Origin of the sequence: Agromyces sp. GXS1127 (assembly GCF_050565425.1) — a bacterium.
Classification (GTDB): domain Bacteria; phylum Actinomycetota; class Actinomycetes; order Actinomycetales; family Microbacteriaceae; genus Agromyces.
The window spans coordinates 76049-102107 of sequence record NZ_JBOCIG010000001.1; the positions used below are offsets into that span (position 1 = coordinate 76049).

Sequence of the window (26059 nt, forward strand, 5' to 3'; positions counted from 1 at the left end):
CCTCCACCGATCGATGGATGCCGCTCGGTCAGCCGGTGGAGAGCTCGGCGAGGCGGCGCTCGAGGAAGCGGCGCTCGGGGCCCGTGCGGGCGAGCGCGATCGCGGCGCGGTACCGCGCGGCCGCAGCATCCGTCTCGCCGAGCCGGCGGAGCAGGTCGGCCTGGGCGGCGGGCAGCAGGTGGTAGCCGTCGAGTCGGCCGGATGCCTCGAGCAGCGCGAGATCGTCGAGCCCCGCCCGCGGACCGAACGCCATGCCGCGGGCGATCGCCCGGTTCAGGGCGACGAACGGCGAATCGGCGAGCATGGCGAGGTCGTCGTAGCGGGCGACGATCGCACGCCAGTCGGTGTCGTCGGCGGTCTGCGCGCGGGCGTGGACCGCCTGGATCTCGGCCTGCAGGCGGTACGGGCCGGCGGGCGCGGATGCCGCGGGGAGGTGCGTCCGCTCGAGCAGCGCGAGCCCTTCGGCGATGCCTGCGGCGTCCCACCGCGAGCGGTGCTGTTCGGGGAGCGGCACGAGGTCGCCCGAGGCGTCCGTGCGCGCCGCCGAGCGCGCGTGCTGGAGCAGCAGCATGGCGAGCAGCGCGCGTGCCTCGTCGGCGTCGGGCAGCAGGGCGACGACGAGCCGCGTGAGCCGGATCGCCTCCTCGGCGAGATCGAGGCGCTGCAGGGCGTCGCCGTGCGAGGCGAGGTAGCCCTCGTTGGCGATGAGGTACAGCACGGCGAGCACCCCGTCGAGGCGCTCGGGCAGCAGGTCGGCGGATGGCACGCGGTACGGGATGCCGGCGTGCCGGATCTTGCGCTTCGCACGCGAGATGCGCTGCCCCATGGTGGGCTCGGGCACGTGGAACGCGCGCGCGATCTCGCCGGTGTCGAGCCCGCCGACCGTGCGGAGCGTGAGGGCGACGCGCGCCTCCATCGGCAGCGCGGGGTGCGCGCACGTGAACACGAGCCGGAGGCGGTCGTCCCAGTCGGGTTCGTCGTCGGCGACGACGTCCGCCGGGTCGGGCGGGCCGTCGGCACCCGCGGAGGCCTCCTGCATCGCGATCCACTCCCTCACCTTGTCCGCCTCGACACCGCGCCGACGCAGCCGATCGAGCGCGAGGTTGCGGGCCGCGGTGGTGAGCCACGCACCCGGGTTCCGCGGAACGCCGTCGCGCGGCCATGTCAGCGCCGCGCGTTCGAACGCGCCCGCCGCGGCCTCCTCGGCGACGTCCCAGTCGCCCGTGGCCCGGATCAGCGTCGCCACCACGCGCGCCCAGTCGGACCGGTACGCGTCGCGCAGGCCCGCGGAGATTCCGGGCGCGAGCGGGTCCGCTCCGCCCGCGCCCGGCAGCGTCGGGCGGTCGTCGCCCGCGTCGCCCGCTCGGCGCGTCAGCGCACGACCCCCGCGAGCGCCTCGGCCGCCGCCGGTTCGAGGCGTACGCCGCGCTCCGCGGCTTCGCGCTCGGTGCGGGCGACGTGGTCCTCGTGCACGTCGAACGGCCACAGCGGTCGCAGCTCGATCGCCCCGCCGCGCGCCATCGGATGCTTCGACGCCACCTCGATCGCCTCGGCGAGCCCGCCCCGCACCTCGATGAGGTCGAAGCCCGCGACCCACTCCTTCGCCTCGGCGAACCCGCCGTCGGTCACGAGCACCTCGCCATGGCGCCGGCGGACGAACGTGGCATCCGCCGGCGGCTGCAGCACCTCGCCGAACCGCCGCACGCCGCGTCCGTCCATCTCGTCCACCCAGGGGTCGACGCCCGCGTCGCCTTCGTCGCCTCGTTCCCCTCCCGGCTCGACGACCACGAGCATGAGGTAGCGCCGTCCGCGCGGCGCCTCGTGCGCGAAGCCGTCCGGAACGATCCGCGCGTCGGGATCGGCGTCGGGCCAGCGCACGAACGGCCGGATCTCGACGCGGCCGAACGAAGCCACCGGATGCTTCGACGCGATCTCGATCGCCTCGTCGAGGTCGCGGGCGTCGATCACGTCGAAGCCGCCGATCGACTCCTTCGACTCGGTGAACGGCCCGTCGACCACGAGCACCTCGCCGCCGCGCACGCGCACGGTCGTGGCATCCTGCTCGGGCCGCAGCCGCTCGCCGTACTCGGAGACGCCGCGCGCCTCGACGTCGTCCACCCACTCGCCCACGTTGTCGTCGGCGGGCACGTAGGGGAGCGCATCGGCGCCCTCGGCGTAGAACAGTGCGTACTCCATGACGGAATCCCTTCTCTCGGTCACGCTACGCACGTACGACGAACGGCGGAACCCGATTTCGACACGTCTGCCGAATCGAGCATCCGGCGAGCGGACGCGGCATCCATTCGTTCAGGCGCCGACGAGGAGGTGCGGGTGCTGCGCCTCGACGACGTTGGGGTGCGCGCGCAGGCGGCTCTTCAGCCAGTTCTCGCCGAAGACCGCGTGCAGCGGGTTGGCGGGATCGTCCGTGACGCCGGCCGCCTCGGCGGCGAGGGCCGGGGGCAGCTCGATCGTCGGGATCCGCGCATCGAGCGACGGGCCGTGGAAGTAGGGGATCGAGATGCGCTCGGTACCCGGCGCGGGGGAGACCACCCGGTGCAGGGTCGCCTTGAGGTAGCCGCCCGTGGCGATCTCGAGCAGTTCGCCGATGTTCACGACGAACGAGCCGGCGGGCGGCGTGACGTCGATCCACTCGCCGTCCTTCTCGACCTGGAGGCCCGCCTTGCCCTCCTCGACCGAGAGCAGCGTCAGCACGCCGAGATCCTTGTGCGCGCCGACGCCCTGCGCGGGCTGCTCGGCCTCGACCCCGGGGTACCGCACGATCTTCATGTAGGGCGACGGCGTCGCGAACGCCGCATCGAAGGTGTCGGATGGCGCGCCGAGCGCCTCGGCCCAGGCGCGGAGCAGCCGCGTGCCGACCTCGTCGAGCCGGGTGATCCACTCCTCGGCGACCGCCCGCAGCTCGGGGAGCGCCTCGGGCCAGAGGTTCGGACCCTGGAGCACCTGGTAGTCGGGGGTGTCGGGGCCGACCGGCACGGCGGGCCGCTCGGCGCCGATGTCGATCTGCTCGCGGATGTCGACGCGGCCGAGCGTGCGCTCGCCGCCCATCCGGGTGTAGCCGCGGAAGTGCGGGCTCTTCACGTTCTCGATCGCGAGCTTGTGCGACTCGGGGAGCGCGAAGAACGCGCGGGCGACCTCGTAGGCGCGGTCGATGAGCTCGGCGGGCACGCCGTGGCCGACGAGCGAGAAGAAGCCGACCTCGTGGGTCGCGCGGCGGAGTTCGTCGCGGAACTGCGCCTGCTGCTCGGGGGTGCCGTTGAGGAGGGAGAGGTCGAGGACGGGGATGCCGGACATGTGCGTGGTCCTTTCGAGGTGCCGGATGGTGGTGCGCCGACGATGCGGCCCCGGCATCCTGGGACGTCGGCTCCGAGGCATCCGGTTCGGGTCTGCTCGCGGGGGAGGACTTCGAGGCGGATGCCGCGGTGCTGACGCGGACGCATCGGATGCGGCGTGAGCTGGGCTGCGGTCGGCGGCGCGTGAGGAATCGCGCCCTGGGATCGTCGGGGAGGACGATCGCCTAGCGGCGACAGCAGCGACAGGTGTTGATGCTCACGATGGCGGACACGCTAGCACGGGTCGGGCGAGGCTCCGCAATCCCCCGTTCAGGAGGGGAGCACGAGCGAGACGGCGATCGCGAGCATCACGATCGCGATGATCCCGTCGAGCGCGCGCCACGCGCGCGGGCTCGCGAGCATGCCGCCGAGCAGGCGGGCCCCGTAGGCGAGGCCGAAGAACCAGACGGCGCTCGCGATCGCGGCGCCGAGCGCGAAGGTCCAGCGGGCGTCGCCGTGGGTGGCCCCGACCGAGCCGAGCAGGACCACGGTGTCGAGGTAGACGTGCGGATTCAGCCACGTGAGCGCGAGGCACGTGAGCACCACGGGCAGCACCGCAGTCCGGGCTCGGACCTCGGTGGTCGAGTAGGACGCGCCGGCGCCCGTATCGAGACCACCTCGCTGAGCGTCTTCGACGACCAGGCCCTCGTCGCTCCCGCGCAGTGCGCGCCGCGCCGCGAGCACCGCGTACCCGACGAGGAAGATCGCGCCCGCCCATCGTGCGACCCCCACGAGCCACGGCATCGCCTGCAGTACCGCCCCCATGCCGCCGACGCCCGCGACGATGAGCGCCGCGTCCGACACGGTGCAGATCGCCGCGACGACGAACACGTGCTCCCGCCGAATGCCCTGGCGCAGCACGAACACGTTCTGCGCGCCGATGGCGACGATGAGCGAGAACCCGAGGCCGAGGCCTGCGGCGAGCACGGAGAGATCCACGTCTCGAAGCTACGTCGGCAGGTTGGTGAAAACCAGCTCAGGATTCTTCACGAGCATTAGCATTCCTTCATGCAGATCCCGCTCGACCTCGCGCGCACGCTCGCCGCCGTGATCGACGGCGGCACGTTCGAGGCCGCCGCCGCGGAGTTGCGCGTCTCGCCGTCCGCCGTCTCGCAGCGCGTCAGGCAGCTCGAGCGGCGTCTCGGCCGCGTGCTCGTCGTGCGCTCCAAGCCCGTGCGCCCCACCGAGGCGGGCGCCGCAGTGGTGCGCCTCGCGCGACAGCTCGCGCTGCTCGAGCACGACGCGCTGGCCGCCTTCGGCGGCGATGACGCGGCATCCGCTCGCCCCACGACCGTGCCGCTGGCCGTGAACGCCGACTCGCTCGCGACCTGGTTCCTGCCCGCGCTCGCTCGGATCGCCGAGACCCACGGGGTCGTGTTCGACCTGCACCGCGACGATCAGGACTTCACGGCGGGCCTGCTCGAGTCCGGTACGGTCATGGGCGCCGTCACCTCGCAGGCGACGCCGGTCGCCGGATGCCTCGTCCGCCCGCTCGGGGTCATGCGCTACACCGCCGTGGCGACGCCGGAATGGGTGGCGAGGTGGTGCCCGGGCGGGGCGGATGCCGCGTCCCTCGCGGCCGCGCCGCGCGTCGACTTCGACCGGCGCGACGACCTGCAGGGCGAGTACCTGCGCCTGGTCGGGGCGGATGCCGCGGACCCGCCGCGGCACTTCGTGCCGGCATCGAACGACTTCGCGACCGCGATCAAGCTCGGGCTCGGCTGGGGGCTCCTGCCGGGGTTCCAGTCCGATGACGAACTCGCCGACGGCCGGCTCGTCGCCCTCGGCGGGCCGCCCGTCGACGTGCCCCTGTACTGGCAGCAGTGGAACCTCGGATCGCCGCTCCTCGAGGCGATCGCCGAGGGCCTCATCCGCGACGCGCGACGCGCGCTCGAGGCGCGCGGCGCCCCGTGACCGGCTGAGCCGGTCACCCGTCACCGGTCGAGCCGGTCACCTGGCGTGTCGAGACTCAGAGGTTCTGGCCGATGTCCCACAGCCGGTCGGGGCGCCCGTCGATCGCCTCGGAGACCGCGAGCGCCTGGTCGTCGGAGAGCGAGGCGACGTAGTCGACCACGCCCCGGCCGACCCCCAGCGCGCGAACCTCCGACGCCTCGGGCACCGGCACGCCCTCGGGCCGCGTCGTGCGCAACGCGTCGTACCCGTCGGTCGCGATCTCGACGAGCTCGCGCAGGCGCAGCGGCACGCGATCACGGTCGTCCTCGTCGCGCAGCCACGCCGTCAGGCCCTTGACGGCGCGGGTGATAACCCGGCTGAGGCCGCGCTGGTACATCACGATGTCCGACCGGTCGAGGATGAAGTGCCGGTGCACGAACTTCAGGATCTCGACCTCGTGCCACGCGCGCTCGTCGAGCGTCACGACCCCGGCCCGCACCACGCCCTCCGGCGCCGGCACGACCGAGGACTGCAGGTGGTCGATCCACCGGTTCGTGAACGACGAGAGGGCCCGTTCGGCCGCGATCGACCCGTCGAACGGGCTCGCGAGCAGCCCGTCGACGAGGTCGTCGGCGACCACGCCGACCGCCGCGCGGAATGCCTCGTCGCCGGCGACCCAGGGATCGCTCGCGTGCAGCTTCCGCCGAAGCGCTTCGAGCGCGCTGCCGGGCGGCGCGCTGCGCCGCGCGAGCTGCTCGCCGTCGAGGTCGCGAAGCTGCAGGCTCGACTCGATCCAGCCCCGGAACTCGCGCGCCACCGCGCCCTGGCCGAGCAGGCCCGCACGGTGGAAGTCGTCGACGTCGTGGATCGAGTACGCGATGTCGTCGGCGATGTCCATGATCGAGCACTCGAGCGACTGCCGGAGCGGCGCATGCCCGTTCCGCGCCGCGAACAGGTCGGCCGCGTCGATCCCGTACGCCGAGAACTTCAGCGCCTCGACGCCGCGGTCGGTGCGTCGGATGCCGCGTGGCAGTGGTCCGTCGCCGAGGGCGGACACGTCCACATGGCGGGTCCACGGGTACTTCGCGACCGCGCTGCGCACCGCCGCGGTCAGGTTGAGGCCGCGTCGCGCGACCTCGCTCACGTCGAGCGTCGAGATGATGCGGTAGGTCTGGGCGTTGCCCTCGAAGCCGTCGGGAAGGCCGAGCGTGTCGCGGGCGAGGCGGTCGAGCACGCGCTCGCCGAGGTGCCCGAACGGCGGATGGCCGAGGTCGTGCGCGCTCGCGGCGGCCTGGACGACCACCGCGTCGCAGCCGTGCGCGAGGGCGAACCCGCGCGTCGCGGACGCGGCATCCGTCATCTTCACGGCGATCGCGCGCGCGACCGCCGTGACCTTGATCGAGTGCGTCAGCCGGTTGTGGATGAGCGGGCCGGCGCCGGGCTGGCCGATCACCTGCGTCACGGCGGAGAGCCGGGAGAAGTACGGCGAGAAGCGCACGCGCTCGAGGTCGAGCCGGAACTGCGAGTGCTCGCCGACGACGTCCGCACTGCTCCGGGGCTCCGGCGTGTGGCGCGCCGCGCGATCCATCGTCGCCGCCGCGATCAGGCGAACAGTCGCTGCAGGCGCTGCACGCCCTCGAGGAGGGGGTCGTCGCCGAGCGCGTAGCTGAACCGCAGGAACCCGCTCGGACCGAACGCCTCACCGGGGACCGCCGCGACCTCCGCCTGCTCGAGCATGAGGTCGGCGAGCTCGAGCGACGTGGTCGGCGTCGCGCCGCCCCACTCGCGACCGAGGAGCCCCGAGACGTCCGGGTAGACGTAGAACGCGCCCTCGGGCACCGGCACCGACATGCCGTCGATCTTCGACAGCTCGGCGACGATCGTCCGGCGGCGCCGGTCGAACGCGCGGCGCATCTCCTCGACCGGCTCCTGCGGGCCGGTGAGCGCCGCGAGCGCGGCGCGCTGCGAGATGTTCGAGACGTTCGAGGTGAGGTGGGACTGCAGGTTCGCGGCGCCCTTCATGACGTCGGCCGGGCCGACCATCCAACCGAGGCGCCACCCGGTCATGGCGTACGTCTTCGCGACGCCGTTGACGAGGATCGCCTGATCGGCGAGGGCCGGCACGGCCTCGACGATCGAGAGGGCACGGGCCGGCGCGGACTCCGGGTCCTCGGCATAGGTCAGGTTCTGGTAGATCTCGTCGGAGATCACCCAGATGCCGTGCTCCAGCGCCCACTCGCCGATCGCCTTCACCTGCTCGGGCGGGTAGACCGCGCCCGTCGGGTTCGACGGGGAGACGAACAGCAGGGCACGCGTGCGCTCGGTGCGCGCGGCCTCGAGCTGCTCGACCGTGACGAGGTAGCCCTGCTCGGAGCCGGCGAAGACGTCGACCTGCGTGCCGCCGGCGAGCTTGATCGCCTCGGGGTAGGTGGTCCAGTAGGGGGTCGGCACGAGGACCTCGTCGCCCTCGTCGAGCAGCACCTGGAACGCCTGGTACACGGCCTGCTTGCCGCCGTTGGTGACGACCACCTGGTTCGCGGCCGCGTCGAGGCCCGAGTCGCGGCGCGTCTTCGCCGCGATGGCCTCGCGCAGGTCGGGAAGGCCGGCCGCCGGCGTGTACCGGTGGTTCCTCGGGTCGCGGACCGCCTCGAGCGCCGCGTCGACGATGTGCGCGGGCGTCGGGAAGTCCGGTTCGCCGGCGGCGTAGGAGATGACGGGCCGCCCCTCGGCCTGGAGGGCCTTGGCCTTCGCATCGACCTTGAGGGTCGCGGACTCGGCGATGGCGGAGATGCGTGCGGAGAGACGGCGCTGATCGGTCACGCGTCCAAGCCTACGGCGCGACGACCCGCGCGTCAGCGGGGGACCGGCCGCTGACGGACGCCCGATCGGACGGTCCGTCCGGACCGGACGAGAGGGACGCCGCGGCGGTTGTTCCCCCGAGCCGCGGCGTCCGGCGCCTGCCCCCACAGGCGCGCTCCCGAAGACCGGCGCGGATCGCACGAGGCGAGTCCACGGAGGCAACGGTAACGGCGATCGAGTGCCCGTCGAGTGACATTCGTCCCGTGGGTTCGACGGAGTCGGTGCGACGCGGGATGCCGCCAGCCGGTTTGGCGCACCTTCGCACGTCGCATACACTTGGTGAGGTTGTTGAAGTCAGCCAAGATCAATCGCGCCTTCGAGACGGGTGACCTGCTCGTCGCCGAGGTCGATCGAAGCGGCTTCGACCCGATGTGATCCGGTCAGCCGGGTCGCAGAGGGCGGTGGCTCAATTGGTAGAGCAGCGGTCTCCAAAACCGCAGGTTGCAGGTTCGAGTCCTGTCCGCCCTGCGAGCCGGCCGGCGATGGCCGGCCCATGAAAGGTGTACGAGGTGGCCCGGAAAGTACTCGACGAACCCAGCGAGGATGTCGTCGCCAACGCCAAGCGCGAGAGCGCGGCGCGGCGCAACCCCTTCGCCCGGATCGCCCTGTTCATCCGCCAGGTCATCGGCGAGCTGAAGAAGGTCGTCACCCCGACGCGCAAGGAGCTTGCGAGCTTCACCGCGGTGGTGCTGGTCTTCGTGGCCATCATGATGGCGATCGTCTATGGGCTCGACCAACTCTTCTCGTGGCTGGTCGTGTTCGTCTTCGGAACGCCGGGGGTCTGATCGGGCCGTCGGCCCGACACCTGCCCGCCGGGTTCCGGCGGGACGGCAGAAAGAAGGATTGAGGAAGTGTCGAAGAACGAGCGACAGGACGTCGACTGGGCGACCGCCGCCGAGCAGTCCTCCGAGGAGGACGAGGCGCAGGAGGGCAACTCGCTCGAGCGTGACGAGAACTCCGCCGAGCCCGCCGAGCACCGCGCCGTCCACGTGGTCGACGACGAGGGCAACGACGTCGACCTCGACGCCGTCCTCGACGCGATCGCCGAGGCGAGCGACCCCGAGGCCGACGCGGTCGTCGACGACGCCCTCGAGATCGACTCGGCCGACGAGGCGGAGGCGGCCGTCGAGGCCGTGACCGAGGAGGACGAGGAGCACGACCCCTACGAGGCGTTCCGCAACGAGCTCCGCTTCCTTCCGGGCAAGTGGTACGTCGTGCACTCCTACGCCGGCTTCGAGCGTCGCGTGAAGGCGAACGTCGAACAGCGCCGCGAGACCATGGCGATGGCCGACTACATCCACCAGGTCGAGGTGCCGATGGAGGATGTCGTCGAGATCAAGAACGGCCAGCGCAAGATGGTCACGCGCGTGCGCGTGCCCGGCTACGTGCTCGTCCGCATGGAGCTCAACGAGGAGAGCTGGTCGGTCATCCGCCACACTCCCGGCGTCACCGGCTTCGTGGGCAACGCCCACAACCCGACTCCCCTCCGCTTCGAGGAGGCCTTCAACATGCTGAAGAGCCTCGTCGACATCAAGGACGTCGCACCCGCCAAGGGCGCGAAGGGTGCCGCCGTCGGCGGCGCCGCGCGCCAGATCCCCGCCGAGGTCGACTTCGAGATCGGCGAGACGATCACCATCAAGGACGGCTCGTTCGCGGGCCTGCCCGGCACGATCAACGAGATCAAGCCCGAGAGCGGCAAGCTCACGGTCCTCGTCTCGCTCTTCGAGCGCGAGACCCCGGTCGAGCTCAGCTTCGACCAGGTCACCAAGCTGTAGCGAGCTTCCTCCGCTGGTCGGGTCGGCGCGCCAGCGCCGTATCGAGACCCGCGTACTGGGTCTCGATACGGCGCGACTTCGTCGCGTGCTGCTCGACCAGCGGAGTTCCGTTATCATTGACAGGTTGTGCGCACGCGCACGACTCCCCACACCACCGCGACCGGAACCGCCGGGATCGCGGGAGAGTGCCCCGGCCGCTGCCGCCGGGCGTTCGAAACAGGAAGAGAGAAATCATGGCACCGAAGAAGAAGGTCACTGGTCTGATCAAGCTTCAGATCAAGGCCGGCGCCGCCAACCCGGCCCCGCCGATCGGCCCGGCCCTGGGTCAGCACGGCGTGAACATCATGGAGTTCTGCAAGGCCTACAACGCGGCCACCGAGGCTCAGCGGGGCAACGTCATCCCCGTCGAGATCACGGTCTACGAGGACCGCTCGTTCACCTTCATCCTGAAGACCCCGCCCGCCGCCGAGCTCATCAAGAAGGCCGCCGGCGTCGCCAAGGGCTCGGGCGTCCCGCACACCACCAAGGTCGGCAAGATCACGCCCGCCCAGGTCCGCGAGATCGCCGAGACGAAGATGGCCGACCTCAACGCCAACGACATCGACGCCGCGTCGAAGATCATCGCGGGCACCGCTCGCTCGATGGGCATCACGGTCGAGTAAGACCTCCCCGGTCTCGATACGGCGCTTCGCGCCCACTCGACCACCGGGTACGGATGCCACGCGGCATCCGTTCACCAGAACTCTCATTCGTGGCAGCGCCCGCCAGGCGCGATGACCACACTCTCTCAAGGAGAAGCAACATGGCACAGAAGTCCAAGGCCTACCGGGCCGCGGCCGAGAAGATCGAGGCCGGCAAGTACTACACCCCGACCGACGCCGTCGCCCTGGCGAAGGAGACCGGTTCGGCGAAGTTCGACTCGACCGTCGAGGTCGCGCTGAAGCTCGGCGTCGACCCCCGCAAGGCCGACCAGATGGTGCGCGGCACCGTCATCCTCCCGCACGGCACCGGCAAGACCGCTCGCGTCATCGTGTTCGCGACCGGCCCCGCCGCCGAGGCTGCGATCGCGGCCGGCGCCGACGAGGTCGGCGGCGCCGAGCTCATCGAGAAGGTCGCCGGCGGCTACACCGCGTTCGACGCGGCCGTCGCCACGCCCGAGCTCATGGGCCAGGTCGGCCGTCTCGGCAAGGTCCTCGGCCCGCGCGGTCTCATGCCGAACCCCAAGACCGGCACCGTGACCCCGAACCCGGCCAAGGCCGTGGAGGACATCAAGGGCGGCAAGATCGAGTTCCGCGTCGACAAGCACGCCAACGTGCACTTCGTCGTCGGCAAGTCGTCGTTCTCGCAGGAGCAGCTGAACGACAACATCAAGGCCGCCCTCGAGGAGGTCGTGCGCCTCAAGCCGTCGAGCGCCAAGGGCCGCTACATCCAGAAGGGCGCCGTGTCGACCACGTTCGGCCCCGGCATCCCGCTGGACGTCAACGCCATCTGAGACACTCCGTGATCGAGGAGCGCGCAGCGCGACTCGAGATCACGACGGGCTCGCCGGTTCGCCGGCGGGCCCGTCGTCGTTCCCGGCCCGCTCGCTTGCGGCACCGGGCGAGGCGGCGCTAGCTTGTGCCTCGACGACCGCGGAGGCGCCCGGGCTCGTCCGGACCGTCGGTCGCGAGGAGTGGCATGACGTCGCCGAGCGCGCTCGAGGCCGGCCGGACGGCGGCGCGGGAGCAGCGCTGGGCCGACGCGGTCGAACACCTCGCGCGGGCCGACGCCGAGCGCGGGCTCGCGGCATCCGACCTCGAACTGCTCTCGACCGCGGCCATCCTCCGGGGCGACACCGCCGCGTCCCTGGCGGTCGGCGCACGAGCCTACGCCGCGTACCTCGCCGAGTCGGAGACGTCCGCCGCCGCCCGATGGGCGAGCGTCATGGCGCTCCGGCTGGTCGAACTCGACGAGTTCTCGGAGTCGCTGGCCTGGTCGACGCGCGCGATGCGGATCGCGGGTCGCGCGGACGACCCGCTCCTCGCGGCGGCGGTCCGCGTGGGGCCGGCGATGGCGCAGCTCGGAAGCGGCGACTCGGCGGAATCCGCGCGGATGGCCGAGGAGATCCGCGAGGTCGCCGAGCGGCACGGCGATGGCGACCTGGCCGCCAAGGCCGGCCTCCTCGCCGGCAAGGCGTTCATCTCCCGAGGCGACCTGTCCCGGGCCCTCGAGAGCTACGACCGCGCGATGTCGATCGTCGAGGCGGGCGGGACCGGCCCGTTCGACACCGGCGACGTCTGCTGCGCGGTGGTCTCCGACGCGATCCAGGCCGGCGACCTCGACCGGGGCGGTGCGTGGGCGGGCTTCCTCGACCGCTGGTGCCGCAGCCAGCCCACGCTCGTGACCTTCAGCGGCCAACGGCATGCGCTGCGCGGCCGGCTCCAGATCCTCCACGGCGATTGGGACGCGGCGGCCGGATCGCTGGAGGCCGCCATGGCCGGCTTCCGAGCAGGCGACTTCCGGGCCGCTCACGGGGCGCCGTACTGGGCGGGCGAGCTGCAGCGGCTCCGGGGAGCGTTCCACGCCGCGGCCGACTCGTACCGGCAGGCCGCGGAATCCGGGTGGGAACCCCAGCCCGGCCAGGCCCTGCTGCAGCTCGCGATGGGCCGGACCGCACTGGCGCAGGCCGAGAGCCGACGTGCGCTCGCGGGCGACGATCCGTTCACGCGCCGCTTCGTGCTGCCGGCGACCGTCGAGATCGAGGTCGCGGCCGGCGACCTCGACGCGGCGGGTCGGGCCCTCGACGAACTGCGCGGGTCCGCGCACCTGATGTCGACCCCGCTGTTCGAGGCGGAGGTCGCGCTCGCCGACGCACGCGTCCGACTCGCCGCACGCGACCTTCCCGGCGCGCTCGCGTCGGCGCACGACGCGGCGCGCGGTTTCGCCGACCTCGAGGTGCCGTACGAGGGTGCGCGAGCGCGGCTGCTCGCCGCCGTCGTCCTGAACGAGCTCGGGGAACGGCAGGACGCGGAGGCCGAGTTCCGAGCGGGGCGGGAGGTGCTCCTCGCGCTTCGCGCCGAACCGACCCTCGCCGAGGCGACCGCCCGGTTCGGCGAACCCCGGAGACGCGACCTCACGGAGCGGGAGGTCGAGGTGCTGCGGCTCGTGTCCACGGGCCTGACGAACCGCGGCATCGCGCAGCGGCTCTCGCTCAGCGAGAAGACCGTCGCCCGCCACCTGAGCAACATCTTCGGCAAGCTCGGCATCGGCTCGCGTGCCGCGGCGACGGCGTACGCCTACGAGCACGGCCTCGTCTGACGTCGACGGCCGGACGGTGGGTCCCGCCCGAGGCCCGCGGCGCGGTCCGGGCCGTCTCCGTCGCGCCTGCGTGGTTCTGCCCATCCGGCCGCGCTCGGGATGGGTGATCCTCCCGACGCGACGGCGCCGCACGGATCCGTAGCGTGACGCCGAGGGGGCCGGTCCGCGCCGGACCCGGAGGGAGACGACATCATGGATGCCGCGGGCACGCCCCGTCGCGCCGCCGACGCGACGGTGAACGGGATCGAGGAGCACGACACCGTCGTCGTGGGCGGCGGGCAGGCCGGCCTCACGATCGGCCACCTCCTGATGACGCGGGGCCGGGACGTCGTGATCCTGGACGCGCACGAGCGCATCGGCGACGCGTGGCGGCGCCGCTGGGACTCGCTCCGGCTGAACACGCCGGCCAAGTACGACGGCCTGCCCGGCCTGCCCATCGGGGATGACGGTCTCGCCTTCCCCACGAAGGACGAGTTCGCCGATTACCTCGAGCGGTACGCCGCGGTCGATGGACTGCCGGTCGTGACGCGCGCGCGGGTCATCGGGCTCGACCCGTCCGAGGACCGTTACCTGCTCACCACCGACGGCGGGCGGCGATTCGCCGCGCCGAACGTCGTGATCGCCACCGGGCCGTACCAGGTACCGCGACGTCCGCCGTTCGCCGACCGCCTCGCGTCGGACATCGTGAGCCTGCACTCCGACGAGTACCGCGATCCCGGGCGGCTCGCGCCGGGGCGGGTGCTCGTCGTCGGCTTCGGGAACTCGGCGGCGGAGATCGCGCTCGACGTCTCGCGGACGCACCGGACCTGGATCTCGGGCCGACCGAGCGGGCAGCCGCCGACGGGCGGCGCCCGGGGCATCACCACGGCGCCGTCGACGGGGCTCCCGGCGTGTACCTGCTCGGGCAGCACCTGCTGCACTCGAAGGGTTCGGGAACGCTGGTCGGCATCGGCGGGGACGCGCGCCGAGTCGCACGGCGGATCCTCGCGACCCCGCCCGTCATGCCAGGCGATGCCGGCGCCCCGGCTGCCGCGGCGCACGCGACGGCGTGATGGCGTGACGGCGCCGCGACGCGGGCCGGCGTGACGGCGCGACGCTGCGACGGCGCCGCGGCCTTGCCGCCCTGCGGGCCGCGCGGTACCGTGCGGACAGGGCCGGCACCCGACGGACGACGGGCCCGCGGGACGGCCTGACGGCGATGGTCGCTTCGACGAGTCTCGAGCAGGCGCGCACCGCGTTCACGGAGCGCCGGTGGAGCGATGCCGTCGACCGCTTCGGAGCAGCGGATGCCGGAGCGGACGGGCTCTCGGGCGACGACCTCGACCGCTTCGCGACGGCGGCCGACCTCGTCGGGTTCGTCGAGCGCGCGATCGAACTGGGGACCCGCGCGCACGAGGCCCATCTCGCGGCCGGCCGGCCGGACCGGGCCGCGTACACCGCAGCATGGCTGAGCCTCGAGTCGATGAACTCGGGCCGTCACTCCCAGGCGACCGGCTGGCTCGCGCGCGCGCAGCGGCTCGTCGCGCGACTCGACGAGCCCGGCGCGGCGGCCGGGTTCGCGCTCATCCCTGAGGCGCTGGCCGCGCTGTACGCCGGTGACGCGGGACGTGCCGCCGAGCTCTTCGGGCGGGCCGGCGAGATCGCCGAGCGCTTCCGAGATCCGGACGTCGCCGCCTTCGCCCTGCTCGGCGGCGGAGAGGCCGCCATCATGGCGGGCGATCCGGCCCGCGGCATCCGGATGCTCGACGAGGTGATGGTCTCGGTCACCGCGGGCGAGGTGGGGCCCGTGCCGTCCGGGATCGTCTACTGCGCGGTCATCGGCTACTGCCACCTGACGTTCGAGCTCGCGCGTGCCGTCGAGTGGACCCGGGCGCTCGACCGATGGTGTCGGGACCAGCCGTCGCTCATCGCGTTCAGCGGGCAGTGCCAGGCGCACCGGGCCGAACTGTTCCGCCTGCACGGTGCGTGGGCCGATGCCATGGCGGCGGCGAAGCTCGCCGAGGAGGGGCTGCTCGCCGGCGACGTCGGGGCCGCCTTCGGCGCGCAGTACCAGCAGGCGGAGGTGCTCCGCCTGCGCGGGGAGCTCGAGGAGGCGGAGGTGCGGTACGCGAAGGCCGCGGAGACGGGATGGGATCCCGAACCGGGGCTTGCGCTCCTCCGCCTCGACGAGGGACGGGCGGCCCTCGCGCAGAGCCTGATCCGGGGGAGCGCCGAGGGTGCCGACCCCGCGACGCGTTGCCACCTGCTGCCCGCGATCGTGAGCATCGAGGTGGCGGCCGGCGACCTCGATGCGGCGCGCGCCGCCGCGGACGAGCTCGCGGCGATGCAGCGGACGACCCCCTCGGGCATGCTCCGCGCCGTCGCGGCGTACGCCGACGGCGAGGTGCGGCTCGCCGCGGGCGATCCGACCGGGGCGTTCACGCGGCTGCGCGCCGCCCGCGAGGCGTGGGTGGAGGCCGGAGCGCCCTACGAGGTGGCGCGATGCCGGGTGCTCATGGCGCGGGCACGACGCGACCTCGACGAGGAGGAGGCGGCGGAGCTCGAGGAGGAGCTCGCCGCGTCGGCGTTCGCCGAGCTCGGGGCGACCGTCGCGGTCGCGGCGCTCGCCCGGCAGCGCGGCCTCGGCTGGACGGGACTGCCGCTCACCGGCCGCGAGGTCGAGGTGCTCCGCCTGGTCGCGCGCGGCATCACGAACCGCGAGATCGCGGCCGAGCTGCACCTCAGCGAGAAGACCGTGGCGCGGCACCTGAGCAACATCTTCACCAAGCTCGACGTGCCGAGTCGCGCCGCGGCGACGGCGTACGCGTTCGAGCACCACCTCGTGTGAGGCGGTGCCCCGCGCAGCACGCGCATGGGTAGAACCACCCATCGGTGCGGTCGGCGACGTTGCGTGCTTCTCCCGACGCGGCCGACACGGCGCCGCGCGTAGCGTCACGCACATGGATGTTCCGGTGCTCGCAGGGATGGTCGCGGCCGTCGTGTTCGCGACCGCCAACCTGCCGATGGTGTGGAAGGCGGTCCGCACCCACGACGTGGGGTCGTACAGCCTGGGGAGCATCGCGATGATCAACGGCGCGAACGCCGTGTACTCGCTCTACGTGTTCAGCCTGCCGGTCGGGCCGATCTGGCTGCTGCATTCCTTCTACCTGGTGGCCTCGGCGATCATGCTCGGGCTGTGCCTGCGCCAGTGGTCGAGGCGGCGACCGCACGCGGGAGCGCCCGCCGATCGGGCGCCCGCCGATCGGGCGCCCGCCGATCAGTCTCCGCGGTCGGTGTCGTCGATGCGCCGCGCCGGCTCGACGGGCCGGTCGGGCGCGTCGTCGAGGTCGATCTCCTCGTCGGCGAGATCGTTCTCCGCGTAGACCGGGCTCCCCTCACGCGGCGCCCCGCCGGTCTCGCCGTCGTTGCCGTCACCGCGGCCGGGGAGGACGGTGTCTCCCGCCACCGGGTCGTTCGCGACCGTCTGCTTGGCCGCGAGCTCCTCGCGGCGGACGGCCTCGGCCTCGCCGATCGTCTCGTCGTCGCGTCGATCCGTCATGCGTCCTGCTCCTCGTCGTCCTCGTCCTCGTCCGTGATGACACCGGTCTCCTCGGCATCGATCACGGTGTGCTGCGTGCCGAGCACCTCGGCCAGTTGCCGACCAGCGGTGACCGCCTCCTCGCGACTCCGGAAGCTCTTCGAGAGCTCGGGCTCGCCGATCACGCGGTTGACCCACTGTCCGCGCTTCGAGCGGGTCTCGACGTCTCCGTCCGCCATCCGTCCGGCTCCTTCCTCCGCCGCGCTGCGTGTCCGGCGACGGCTCCTGCCAGTCAAGGCGCCGTCGGGCACGATCGGAAGGCGTTGACAGTGCGGGCCACGTGCGGCACGCGGCCGCGGCATCCGCTCGTCGTCCTCAGCTGAGAACGCGGAAGCCGCGCTCGCCGGTCGGCGCGAGGTCGGCGGTGCTGAGCGAGGTCACGTCGGCGCCGGGCGGGCCCTCGTCGAGCCACGAGAGCATCGCGTCGACGGATGCCTCGTCGCCCTCGATCTCGGCCTCGACCGCGCCGTCGTTGCGATTGCGGATCCAGCCCGAGACGCCCAGGCGCTGGGCCTCGACGCGCGCGCTGAACCGGAAGCCGACCGCCTGGACGCGGCCGTGGACGATGACGCGCTGCCGGATCATGCGACCCCCTTGCGACGAGGGTAGACCGGGTGCCGCACGAGCGCACGGATGCCGCGCCAGCGCCCCGCGCGTACGATGACCGGCATGGGGGAGGTCACCGAGTACGTCGCCGGGCTCCACGAACCGGTGCGGTCGGCCGTCGAGGGCGTGTTCCTCGTCGCGCGCGAGGTCGTGCCCGGCGCCGAGGAGGGGCGGAGCTACGGGATGCCGGCGCTCCGCTACGCGGGCAAGCCGCTGCTCGCGGTCATGGAGGCGAGGGCGCACATCGGGCTCTACCCGTTCAGCCCCGCCGTGATCGAAGCGGCCGCCGACGTGCTCGAGGGCTTCGACCGCACCAAGGGCACGGTCCGGTTCACCCCGGAGCATCCGCTGCCCGAGGAGGCCGTGCGGCGGCTCGTGAGCCTGCGCCGCGAGGAGATCGACGCGGCGGCGGCCGGCCGCCGCCGCTGAGGCGGAGACGGCGAAGCGCCCCGCGGCGATGCCACGGGGCGCTTCGGGTCCGGTTCGACCGGCTGCCGTCAGCCGATGCGGATCATCTTCTTGTTGACGAACTCGTCGGCGCCGAAGCGGCCGAGCTCGCGGCCCGAGCCGGAGCGCTTCACGCCGCCGAAGGGCAGCTCCGCGCCATCCGCCAGCACCAGGTTCACGAAGACCATGCCGGCCTCGATCGCGTCCGCGACGCGCATGGCCTGCTCCTGGTCGGTCGTGTAGACGTACGAGCCGAGGCCGAACGGGATGTCGTTCGCGAGGCGGACGGCCTCAGCCTCGTCGGCGGCGCGGTAGACCTGCGCGACCGGCCCGAAGAACTCCTCCTTCGAGGCGGGGTTCTCGGGCGTGACATCCGTCAGCACCGTGGTCTCGAAGAACGCGCCGTCGCGCGAACCGCCGTGCACGAGCGTGGCGCCGTGCTCGACCGCGCGCTTGACCTGGTCGTCGAGGCCCTCGGCGGCCTTGAGCGACGACAGCGGGCCGAGCGCCGAGTCGGACGAGGTCGGGTCGGTCGCCTCGACCTCGGCGATCTTCGCGGTGAACTTCTCGAGGAAGGGCTCGTAGAGCTCGTCGATCACGATGAAGCGCTTGGCCGCGTTGCAGGACTGGCCGTTGTTGTCGAGTCGCGCGTCGACCGCGTTCTGCACGGCCGCGTCGAGGTCGTCGGTGGAGAGCAGGATGAACGGGTCGGAGCCGCCGAGCTCGAGCACGACCTTCTTCAGGTGCTTGCCCGCGAGCTCCGCGACGGCCGCGCCGGCACGCTCGGAGCCGGTGAGCGAGACGCCCTGCACGCGCGGGTCGGCGATCACGGTCGCGATCTGGTCGTGCGAGGCGTAGACGTTCACGTAGACGCCCTCGGGCGCGCCCGCGTCGCGGAAGATCTGCTCGATCGCGGCGGCCGACTCCGGGCACTGCTCGGCGTGCTTCAGGATGATGGTGTTGCCGATGATCACGTTCGGGCCGGCGAAGCGCGCGACCTGGTAGTACGGGAAGTTCCACGGCATCACGCCGAGCAGCGGCCCGAGCGAGCTGCGGCGGATGATCGCCGAGCCCTCGCCGTCCAGCAGCGCGACCGGCTCGTCCTTCAGGAACTCGGACGCGTTGTCGGCGTAGTACTCGTAGATGGCGCCGGCGAAGTCGGCCTCGCCCAGGGCCTGCTCGATCGGCTTGCCCATCTCGCGCACGATGATCTCCGCCAGCTCCTGGCGGCGCTCGACGTGCAGCTCGCCGACGCGGCGGATCAGGGCGGCGCGCTCCTCGACGGTGGTCGACCTGGCCCACGTGCGGTGCGCCTCGGCGGCGCTCGCGATCGCGGCCTCGAGCTCGGCGTCGGTGATGGTCGGATACGTCTTGACCGTCTCGCCGGTGGCCGGGTTGACGACGGCGTAGTTCGTCATGGGACTCCTCTGGGGTGTTGGTGCACGGGACTCGCCAGCCGGTCGGCGACGACGGTGCACGCCGTCTCCAAGCCTAAGCCGACTCGATCAGGACGCGATCGACGCGATGGCGGATCCCGGTCGATGGTTCGACGTCCTGTACAACCGGGCCGTTCGGGCCCGTGGGTATGGTGACGGGAGGATCCGCATCGGGACGGGTCCGATCGCCGAGGAGGGCGGATGGCTGAGCCGGACCGGGATGCGGGCGGTGCGCTGCGCGGCATCCGCGTCGCCGACTTCTCGCGCGTGCTCGCCGGCCCCTACGCGACCATGATGCTCGCCGACTTCGGCGCCGACGTCATCAAGGTCGAGTCGCCCGCGGGCGACGACACCCGCCACTGGTCGCCGCCCGTCGATGCGACCGGCCGCGCCACCTACTTCGGCGGCGTGAACCGCAACAAGCGCTCGGTCGCGCTCGACCTGACGGATGCCGCGGGGCTCGCCGAGGCGCGTCGGCTCGCGGCGTCCGCCGACGTGGTGATCGAGAACTTCCGCCCCGGCGTCATGGCGCGATTCGGCCTCGCCTACGAGGACGTGCGGGCGCCGAACCCGGGCGTCGTGTACTGCTCGATCACGGGGTTCGGAACGGGCGACGGGGCCGCGCTCGCCGGGTACGACCTGCTCGTGCAGGCCGTCGGCGGGCTCATGAGCATCACGGGCGATCCCGACGGCGAACCCTCGAAGGCCGGCGTGGCGCTCGTCGACGTGCTCACGGGCCAGAACGCCGTCGCCGGCATCCTGCTCGCGCTCCGCGAGCGCGACCGCACGGGCGTGGGCCGGCTCGTCGAGGTGAACCTCCTGCAGAGCCTTCTGTCGGCGCTCACGAACCAGGCGTCCTCGACGCTCGCGACGGGGGCGGCGCCGCGGCGGCTCGGCAACCAGCACCCCAGCATCGCGCCGTATGCGGTGTTCCGCGCGGTCGACCGCGAGCTCGTCATCGCGGTCGGCAACGACCGCCAGTTCCGCGCACTCGCGGGCGCCCTCGGGCTGCCCGCGCTCGCTGACGACGCGCGGTTCCGGGCCAACGCCGACCGTGTCGCACACCGCGACGAGCTCCGGGCGATCATCGAGCACGCGCTCGCCGCGGCATCCGCTGCGCACTGGGTCGACGCGCTCGGCGCGGCCGGGGTGCCCGCGGGGCTCGTGAACGACGTCGCCGAGGCGATCGCGTTCGCCGATGCGCTCGGCCTCGACCCCGTCGCCGAGACCCGCGAGGCCGATGCCGCGGCGCCCGCGCACCGTTCGATCGCGAATCCGATCCGGCTCGGGGTGTCTGGGGACGGTTCCGCGGCGGCGCCCGCGGGCGGGGCCGCCTACCGCACCGCGCCGCCCGCACTCGACGCCGACCGCGGCGCCGACTGGCTCCCGCGCGACTGATCGCGCCCCATCCGACCGCACCGACGACCGCCCTGCAGGGACCCACGACCACACGAAGGGATCGACATGACCGCCACCGAGACCGAGGCGACCGTGACCGAGGCGACCGTGACCGCGCCGCGCATCGATGCGGTCTTCGACCTCGACGCGCTGCTCACCGAGGACGAGCTCGGGTGGCGAGATCGTGCCCGTCGGTTCGCGCAGGAGCGCATCGCACCCGTCATCGAGCAGGACTTCGAGGACAAGGTGTTCCGCCGCGAGCTCGTGCGCGAGGCCGGCGAGCTCGGCTTCCTGGGCATGCACCTGACGGGGTACGGATGCGCCGGGGCCGGCGCCGTCGCGTACGGCCTGGTGTGCCTCGAGCTCGAGGCCGCCGACTCGGGCTGGCGCACCTTCGTCTCGGTGCAGGGCTCGCTCGCCATGAGCGCCATCCACAAGTACGGCTCGGAGGAGCAGAAGCAGCGCTGGCTGCCGGGCATGGCCGCGGGCGAGCTCGTCGGATGCTTCGCGCTCACCGAACCGCAGGGCGGCAGCGACCCCGCGGCGATGACGACCGTCGCACGCCGCGACGGCGACGAGTGGGTCGTCGACGGCGCGAGGCGCTGGATCGGGCTCGCCTCGCTCGCCGACGTCGCCGTCGTGTGGGCGAAGGTCGACGACGAGGGCGGCGAGGACCACGGCGTGGTGCGCGGGTTCCTCGTCCCCACGGAGGCCTCCGGCTTCACGGCGACGCCGATCGACGGCAAGCTCTCGATGCGGGCGTCGGTGCAGTGCGACGTGACCTTCGAGGGCGTGCGCCTGCCGGCCGACGCGATGCTGCCCGGTGCACGCGGACTGTCGGGCCCGTTCGGCTGCCTCAACGAGGCGCGGTACGGCATCGTCTGGGGCGCCATGGGCGCGGCCCGGTCGTGCCTCGAGTCCGCCCTCGGCCGCTCGATCACGCGCGAGGTGTTCGGCAGGCCGATCGGCGCGAACCAGCTGATCCAGGCCAAGCTCGCCGACATGCTCGTCGAGGTCGAGAAGGGCATCCTGCTCGCGCTGCACCTCGGCCGCCTGAAGGAGCGCGGCGCGCTGACGCCCGCGCAGATCTCGGTCGGCAAGCTCAACTCGGTGCGCGAGGCGCTGCGCGTCGCGCACGAGGCGCGCGCGATCCTCGCGGGCGACGGCATCACGAACGAGTTCCCGGTCATGCGGCATGCGGCGAACCTCGAGTCCGTCCGCACCTACGAGGGCACCGACGAGGTCCACCAGCTCGTGATCGGCCGCGCGCTCACCGGCCTCAGCGCCTTCTAGCGCGCCGGAGCCCGGCGCGCCTCTCCGGATGACACGGAGGAGGCCGGCACCCGTGGGGTGCCGGCCTCGGACGAGCCGGAGCGGCGCGCAGCGCCGGCGCGGTCAGCTGTTGATGCCGGGGATGACGAGCCAGCGGTTCTCGAGCACGATCCAGATGGCGATGAGCACGAGCGCGATGATCGTCAGGGTCATGCCGAGCCGCCCGCGCATGATGAGCGCGACGACGAGCACGACGAGCGTCGCGATGCCGAGCACCAGCGATCCGAACGGGATGCCGGGCAGGAACAGCGAGAGCACGAAGAGGCCGGCGACGATGATCTCGATGATGCCGATCACCGTCGATCCGCCGCGGGCGCGCAGGCGCCAGATGCCGTCGACGATCGCGAGGACGCCGCCGGCGAGGGCGATGAGGAGGAGCCAGGAGAGCGTGATCATTTCGGGTTCCTTCGATCTGCGGGGGCAGTGCGACGAGGGGATCCGCCCCTCGACCGCGCCAGCCTAGCCACGCGGAAATCGGCGCCGCCGCCCGTTGCGCGCGGGGCACGGAACCGTGTATGCCTGCGCGCGCATGCGCTGTCGACCGCCCCGCTGTCCGGTACGACGCAACCGGTCGCTCGGCCCGGATCGCGGTCGACATCTGCCGCGAATCCCGCCCGATCGGAAATGAAACGCGGGGTCATCCGGTTTCACCACGTGGCCCCGGCCGTGCTGGACTCTCTGCATCCGCCGGGGCGCACTGCCGCCCGGGCGACCGGCACCATCCCGCCGGGCACTCCTTGAACGTCACGAACGGAGCACCACCACATGACTCGCACCCGCAACCTGCTCGGCCTCGCCGCCGCGTCCGCCGCCGTCCTCGCGCTCGCCGCGTGCTCGTCGGGAGGCAGCGGGACGACCGGGTCGGACGCGGGCGACGAGTACGGCCTCGTGCAGGCCGGCACGCTCACGGTCGCGACCGAGGGCACCTACCGTCCGTTCAGCTACCACGAGGACGGCTCCGGCGACCTGATCGGCTACGACGTCGAGGTGGCCGAGGCCGTCGCCGAGAAGCTGGGCCTCGAGATCTCCTTCCGCGAGACGCAGTGGGACGCCATCTTCGCCGGCCTCGACGCCGGACGCTTCGACGTCATCGCGAACCAGGTCTCGATCACTCCCGAGCGCGAGGAGCAGTACCTCTTCAGCGAGCCGTACACCGTCTCGCGCGGCGTCATCGTCGTGAACGAGGGCGACACCTCGATCTCGTCGTTCGACGACCTGGCGGGGAAGACCACGGCGCAGTCGCTCACGAGCAACTGGTACGAGCTCGCGACCGAGTCGGGCGCCGACGTCGAAGCGGTGGAGGGGTGGGCGCAGTCCGTCGCGCTGCTGCAGCAGGGGCGCGTCGACGCGACCGTCAACGACGAGCTGACCTTCCTCGACTACGTCAACACGACGCCGGATGCCGCGATCGAGGTCGCCGCCGAGACCGACGAGACCTCCGAGAGCGCGTTCGCGCTCACGCAGGACAAGGAGGCGCTCGTCGCGGCGATCGACGAGGCGCTCGCCGAACTGAAGGCCGACGGCACGCTCGCCGAACTGGGCGAGAAGTACTTCGGCGCGGACGTCACCGAGTAGCCTGTCGCCGTCCCAGGAAGGCGGTGACTCCGTGAACGAGGGCCTGCAACTGTTCCTCGAGTCGTTCTGGCCGATCGTGTGGGGCGGGATCAGCGGGACCATTCCGCTCGCGCTCGTCTCGTTCGCGATCGGACTCGTGCTCGCGCTGATCGTGGCGCTCATGCGCCTGTCGAAGAACCGGATCGTCTCGAACGTCGCGAGGTTCTACGTCTCGGTGATCCGCGGCACGCCGCTGCTCGTGCAGCTGTTCGTGATCTTCTACGGCCTGCCGTCGATCGGCGTGGTCATCGACCCGTGGCCGAGCGCCATCGTCGCCTTCTCCCTGAACGTCGGCGGCTACGCCGCCGAGGTCATCCGCGCCGCCATCCTGTCGGTCCCGAAGGGCCAGTGGGAGGCGGCGTACACGATCGGGATGTCGCCTGCGACGACGCTCCGCCGCGTCATCCTGCCGCAGGCCGCCCGGGTCTCGGTGCCGCCGCTGTCGAACACGTTCATCTCGCTCGTGAAGGACACCTCGCTCGCGTCGCTGATCCTCGTCACCGAGCTGTTCCGGGTGTCCCAGGAGATCGCGTCGGCCACCTTCGAGTTCATGCTCGTCTACCTCGAGGCGGCGCTCGTCTACTGGTTGTTCTGCCTCGTCCTCTCGGGCGGGCAGTCGATGCTCGAGAAGAGGCTGGAACGCCATGTCGCCCATTGACGCACCCGTGCCGCCGACGGGCGGCGATCCGCTGGCGCCCCGCCGGTCCGGCTCGACGGATGCCGCCGTGCTGCTCTCGGCACGCGGCATCCGCAAGTCGTTCGGATCGAACGACGTGCTCCGCGGCATCGACTTCTCGGTCCGCCGCGGCGAGGTCGTGACGCTCATCGGTCCGAGCGGATCGGGCAAGACGACCGTGCTCCGCTCGCTCAACGGGCTCGAGACCCCGGATGGCGGTGCCCTCGAGTTCGACGGTGGACCGGCGATCGACTTCTCGCGTCCGGTCGCGAAGGCCGAGCGCCTCGCGATGCGCGACCGGTCGGCGATGGTGTTCCAGCACCACAACCTCTTCCCGCACATGACGGTGATCGAGAACGTGATCGAGGGGCCGACCAGGGTGCAGCGCGTGCCGAAGGCGCAGGCGCTCGCATCGGCCGAGGCGCTGCTCGACCGGGTCGGGCTCGCGGACAAGCGCGACCAGTACCCGCACCAGCTCTCGGGCGGGCAGCAGCAGCGCGTCGGCATCGTCCGCGCGCTCGCCCTGAAGCCCGACCTGCTGCTCTTCGACGAGCCCACGAGCGCACTCGACCCGGAGCTCGTCGGCGAGGTGCTGCACGTCATCAAGGAACTCGCCGACGAGGGCTGGACCATGGTCGTCGTGACCCACGAGCTCCAGTTCGCACGACAGGCCGCCGACGAGGTGCTGTTCATGGACGGCGGCGTCATCGTCGAACGCGGTGCGCCGGGGGAGATCTTCACGAACCCGCGCGAGGACCGGACGCGGCGCTTCCTCGACCGCATCCTGCGGCCGCTGGACTGAGGGCGCGCGCCCTCGGCGTATCCCCGTCGGGCGTGGAGCCGGGGCGACTACCGTGAGGGCATGTCCGCGCGCGTCCTCGGCTCCGCACCGGGGGCGGCGAGCGCCGAGGCGCGGGCCGCGACGGACGACGGACCGGGCGGTGAGGCGAGCGGCGCGGCGGGCGCGGCGGGCACGAGCGGGGCGACTGCGGCCGCTCGGGCGGGCTCCGGTGGGCGCGTGGTCGTGCGGGGGCCGTCGGCGCTCGTCCTGACCTCGCGGGCGCGCCGGGGCCTCGGCGTGTTCCGGCTGGCGATCGCGCTCATCGAGATCGTCGCGCTGATCGCCAACTACCAGTACGTACTCGAGTTCCCGCTCTTCGCGTCGGTCAACTTCTTCAGCTACTTCACCGTCCAATCGGCGATGCTCGCGGTCGTCGTCCTGCTGATCGGCGCCGGCTACGCGCTGACCCAGCACCGGGATCCGCCCATGCTGGCGGCGTTCCGGACGATCGTCACGGTCTACCTGCTGGTCTCGGGGATCGTCTTCGGGATCATCGCGCTGCAGGCGTCGACCCGCGACTACCGGCTCGAGGTGCCGTGGTCGGACACGCTGCTGCATTTCGTGGTGCCGGTGCTCGCGCTCATCGCCTGGACGCTGGACGCCGTCATCGCGGTGAATCCGCCCGTGCCGTGGGCGACGATCGGGCTCGTGCTGGTCTTCCCCTCCGGATGGCTCGTCTACACGCTCATCCGCGGCGCCGACATCGGCTGGTACCCGTACTTCTTCCTCGACGCCAGCCAGGTCGGGGGCTACGTCGGCGTCGCGGTCTACTGCGTCGTGGTCCTGCTGATCTTCCTCGGGCTGACCTCGGTGCTCGTCGGGGTGCACCGTCGCCTCGCGCTGCGCGGGGTGCGGCGCCGCGTGTGGGCGCGCCGCCGTGCGGCGATCGCGGGCGGCGACTCGCGCCGCAGCGCGGCGACGGACGTGGTGCGCGGTCCGACGCCGGAGTGAGCGCGGC

26 protein-coding genes and 1 tRNA gene are annotated in these 26059 nt (G+C 72.4%); 16 read left to right on the forward strand and 11 right to left on the reverse strand.

Annotated features, from left to right (window positions below):
• Window positions 1-28 precede the first annotated feature (28 nt).
• From ACQ393_RS00340 to ACQ393_RS00355, 4 genes are all read right to left on the reverse strand, one after another.
• Entirely contained in the window at window positions 29-1246 is a 1218-nt protein-coding gene (locus ACQ393_RS00340; RefSeq protein WP_430644826.1) for an RNA polymerase sigma factor, read from the reverse strand.
• A gap of 125 nt (window positions 1247-1371) precedes the next feature.
• Entirely contained in the window at window positions 1372-2196 is an 825-nt protein-coding gene (locus ACQ393_RS00345; protein ID WP_430644827.1) for a YciI family protein, read from the reverse strand.
• 111 nt (window positions 2197-2307) lie between these two features.
• Window positions 2308-3312 (reverse strand): isopenicillin N synthase family dioxygenase, encoded by a 1005-nt coding sequence (locus ACQ393_RS00350; RefSeq protein ID WP_430644828.1) that lies wholly within the window; start codon window positions 3310-3312, stop codon window positions 2308-2310.
• A 308-nt stretch (window positions 3313-3620) separates the two neighbouring features.
• Complete coding sequence (locus tag ACQ393_RS00355; protein WP_430644829.1) at window positions 3621-4289, reverse strand: LysE/ArgO family amino acid transporter; 669 nt, start codon at window positions 4287-4289, stop codon at window positions 3621-3623.
• 69 nt (window positions 4290-4358) lie between these two features.
• Between ACQ393_RS00355 and ACQ393_RS00360 the strand changes: the two genes are divergently transcribed.
• Window positions 4359-5264: a LysR family transcriptional regulator ArgP gene (locus ACQ393_RS00360; RefSeq protein ID WP_430644830.1), complete on the forward strand. Its 906-nt coding sequence runs from the start codon at window positions 4359-4361 to the stop codon at window positions 5262-5264.
• A gap of 55 nt (window positions 5265-5319) precedes the next feature.
• Here ACQ393_RS00360 and dgt read toward each other — a convergent pair whose 3' ends face one another.
• Window positions 5320-6831, reverse strand: a complete 1512-nt coding sequence (gene dgt / locus ACQ393_RS00365; RefSeq protein ID WP_430644831.1) for a dGTP triphosphohydrolase — start codon at window positions 6829-6831, stop codon at window positions 5320-5322.
• Window positions 6832-6845: 14 nt separating this feature from the next.
• A complete protein-coding gene (locus tag ACQ393_RS00370) occupies window positions 6846-8063 on the reverse strand; it encodes a pyridoxal phosphate-dependent aminotransferase (RefSeq protein WP_430644832.1) in 1218 nt (405 codons plus the stop codon).
• A gap of 434 nt (window positions 8064-8497) precedes the next feature.
• Between ACQ393_RS00370 and ACQ393_RS00375 the strand changes: the two genes are divergently transcribed.
• From ACQ393_RS00375 to ACQ393_RS00410, 8 genes are all read left to right on the forward strand, one after another.
• A tRNA-Trp gene (locus tag ACQ393_RS00375) sits at window positions 8498-8570 on the forward strand.
• Between the two features lie 41 nt (window positions 8571-8611).
• On the forward strand, window positions 8612-8887 hold the full coding sequence (gene secE, locus ACQ393_RS00380) for a preprotein translocase subunit SecE (RefSeq protein ID WP_400995471.1): 276 nt from the start codon (window positions 8612-8614) through the stop codon (window positions 8885-8887).
• A gap of 66 nt (window positions 8888-8953) precedes the next feature.
• Window positions 8954-9877: a transcription termination/antitermination protein NusG gene (nusG, locus tag ACQ393_RS00385; protein ID WP_430644833.1), complete on the forward strand. Its 924-nt coding sequence runs from the start codon at window positions 8954-8956 to the stop codon at window positions 9875-9877.
• A gap of 233 nt (window positions 9878-10110) precedes the next feature.
• Complete coding sequence (gene rplK / locus ACQ393_RS00390; protein WP_155050323.1) at window positions 10111-10539, forward strand: 50S ribosomal protein L11; 429 nt, start codon at window positions 10111-10113, stop codon at window positions 10537-10539.
• 140 nt (window positions 10540-10679) lie between these two features.
• Window positions 10680-11369 carry a 50S ribosomal protein L1 gene (gene rplA, locus ACQ393_RS00395; RefSeq protein WP_430644834.1) on the forward strand — a complete coding sequence of 230 codons (690 nt, stop codon included), beginning with the start codon at window positions 10680-10682 and terminating at the stop codon, window positions 11367-11369.
• A gap of 185 nt (window positions 11370-11554) precedes the next feature.
• Window positions 11555-13174, forward strand: a complete 1620-nt coding sequence (locus ACQ393_RS00400) for a LuxR C-terminal-related transcriptional regulator (protein ID WP_430644835.1) — start codon at window positions 11555-11557, stop codon at window positions 13172-13174.
• A 192-nt stretch (window positions 13175-13366) separates the two neighbouring features.
• On the forward strand, window positions 13367-14260 hold the full coding sequence (locus ACQ393_RS00405) for a flavin-containing monooxygenase (protein WP_430644836.1): 894 nt from the start codon (window positions 13367-13369) through the stop codon (window positions 14258-14260).
• Between the two features lie 112 nt (window positions 14261-14372).
• On the forward strand, window positions 14373-16001 hold the full coding sequence (locus tag ACQ393_RS00410) for a response regulator transcription factor (protein WP_430644837.1): 1629 nt from the start codon (window positions 14373-14375) through the stop codon (window positions 15999-16001).
• A 429-nt stretch (window positions 16002-16430) separates the two neighbouring features.
• Here the strand turns inward: ACQ393_RS00410 and ACQ393_RS00415 are convergent, their stop codons facing one another.
• The 3 genes from ACQ393_RS00415 to ACQ393_RS00425 all read right to left on the reverse strand — a co-directional run bounded on the left by ACQ393_RS00415 (window position 16431) and on the right by ACQ393_RS00425 (window position 17336).
• Window positions 16431-16712 carry a hypothetical protein gene (locus tag ACQ393_RS00415; RefSeq protein ID WP_430644838.1) on the reverse strand — a complete coding sequence of 94 codons (282 nt, stop codon included), beginning with the start codon at window positions 16710-16712 and terminating at the stop codon, window positions 16431-16433.
• On the reverse strand, window positions 16709-16930 hold the full coding sequence (locus tag ACQ393_RS00420; protein ID WP_430644839.1) for a DUF2188 domain-containing protein: 222 nt from the start codon (window positions 16928-16930) through the stop codon (window positions 16709-16711). The genes ACQ393_RS00415 and ACQ393_RS00420 overlap by 4 nt, the downstream gene beginning before the upstream one ends.
• A 136-nt stretch (window positions 16931-17066) precedes the next feature.
• On the reverse strand, window positions 17067-17336 hold the full coding sequence (locus ACQ393_RS00425) for an acylphosphatase (RefSeq protein ID WP_430644840.1): 270 nt from the start codon (window positions 17334-17336) through the stop codon (window positions 17067-17069).
• 84 nt (window positions 17337-17420) lie between these two features.
• Here ACQ393_RS00425 and ACQ393_RS00430 point away from each other — a divergent pair, with 84 nt between their 5' ends.
• Window positions 17421-17786 (forward strand): iron chaperone, encoded by a 366-nt coding sequence (locus tag ACQ393_RS00430; protein WP_430644841.1) that lies wholly within the window; start codon window positions 17421-17423, stop codon window positions 17784-17786.
• Between the two features lie 68 nt (window positions 17787-17854).
• On the opposite strand, the gene ACQ393_RS00435 is transcribed toward ACQ393_RS00430, so the two are convergent.
• Window positions 17855-19222: an NAD-dependent succinate-semialdehyde dehydrogenase gene (locus tag ACQ393_RS00435; protein ID WP_430644842.1), complete on the reverse strand. Its 1368-nt coding sequence runs from the start codon at window positions 19220-19222 to the stop codon at window positions 17855-17857.
• A gap of 219 nt (window positions 19223-19441) precedes the next feature.
• Between ACQ393_RS00435 and ACQ393_RS00440 the strand changes: the two genes are divergently transcribed.
• Together ACQ393_RS00440 and ACQ393_RS00445 are read left to right on the forward strand one after the other, a co-directional pair.
• Window positions 19442-20638, forward strand: a complete 1197-nt coding sequence (locus ACQ393_RS00440) for a CaiB/BaiF CoA transferase family protein (protein ID WP_430644843.1) — start codon at window positions 19442-19444, stop codon at window positions 20636-20638.
• A gap of 66 nt (window positions 20639-20704) precedes the next feature.
• Window positions 20705-21931 (forward strand): acyl-CoA dehydrogenase family protein, encoded by a 1227-nt coding sequence (locus ACQ393_RS00445; RefSeq protein WP_430644844.1) that lies wholly within the window; start codon window positions 20705-20707, stop codon window positions 21929-21931.
• Window positions 21932-22033: 102 nt separating this feature from the next.
• Here ACQ393_RS00445 and ACQ393_RS00450 read toward each other — a convergent pair whose 3' ends face one another.
• Window positions 22034-22366 carry a hypothetical protein gene (locus ACQ393_RS00450; protein ID WP_430644845.1) on the reverse strand — a complete coding sequence of 111 codons (333 nt, stop codon included), beginning with the start codon at window positions 22364-22366 and terminating at the stop codon, window positions 22034-22036.
• Window positions 22367-22735: 369 nt separating this feature from the next.
• On the opposite strand from ACQ393_RS00450, the gene ACQ393_RS00455 reads away from it, so the two are divergent.
• From ACQ393_RS00455 to ACQ393_RS00470, 4 genes are read left to right on the forward strand one after another with little or no spacing between them, the layout of a single operon-like run.
• Complete coding sequence (locus ACQ393_RS00455; protein ID WP_430644846.1) at window positions 22736-23545, forward strand: amino acid ABC transporter substrate-binding protein; 810 nt, start codon at window positions 22736-22738, stop codon at window positions 23543-23545.
• Window positions 23546-23576: 31 nt separating this feature from the next.
• On the forward strand, window positions 23577-24242 hold the full coding sequence (locus ACQ393_RS00460) for an amino acid ABC transporter permease (RefSeq protein WP_430644847.1): 666 nt from the start codon (window positions 23577-23579) through the stop codon (window positions 24240-24242).
• Window positions 24229-25062 carry an amino acid ABC transporter ATP-binding protein gene (locus ACQ393_RS00465; protein ID WP_430644848.1) on the forward strand — a complete coding sequence of 278 codons (834 nt, stop codon included), beginning with the start codon at window positions 24229-24231 and terminating at the stop codon, window positions 25060-25062. The genes ACQ393_RS00460 and ACQ393_RS00465 overlap by 14 nt, the downstream gene beginning before the upstream one ends.
• A 60-nt stretch (window positions 25063-25122) precedes the next feature.
• Window positions 25123-26052 carry a Pr6Pr family membrane protein gene (locus ACQ393_RS00470; RefSeq protein WP_430644849.1) on the forward strand — a complete coding sequence of 310 codons (930 nt, stop codon included), beginning with the start codon at window positions 25123-25125 and terminating at the stop codon, window positions 26050-26052.
• The last annotated feature ends 7 nt before the right edge of the window (window positions 26053-26059 follow it).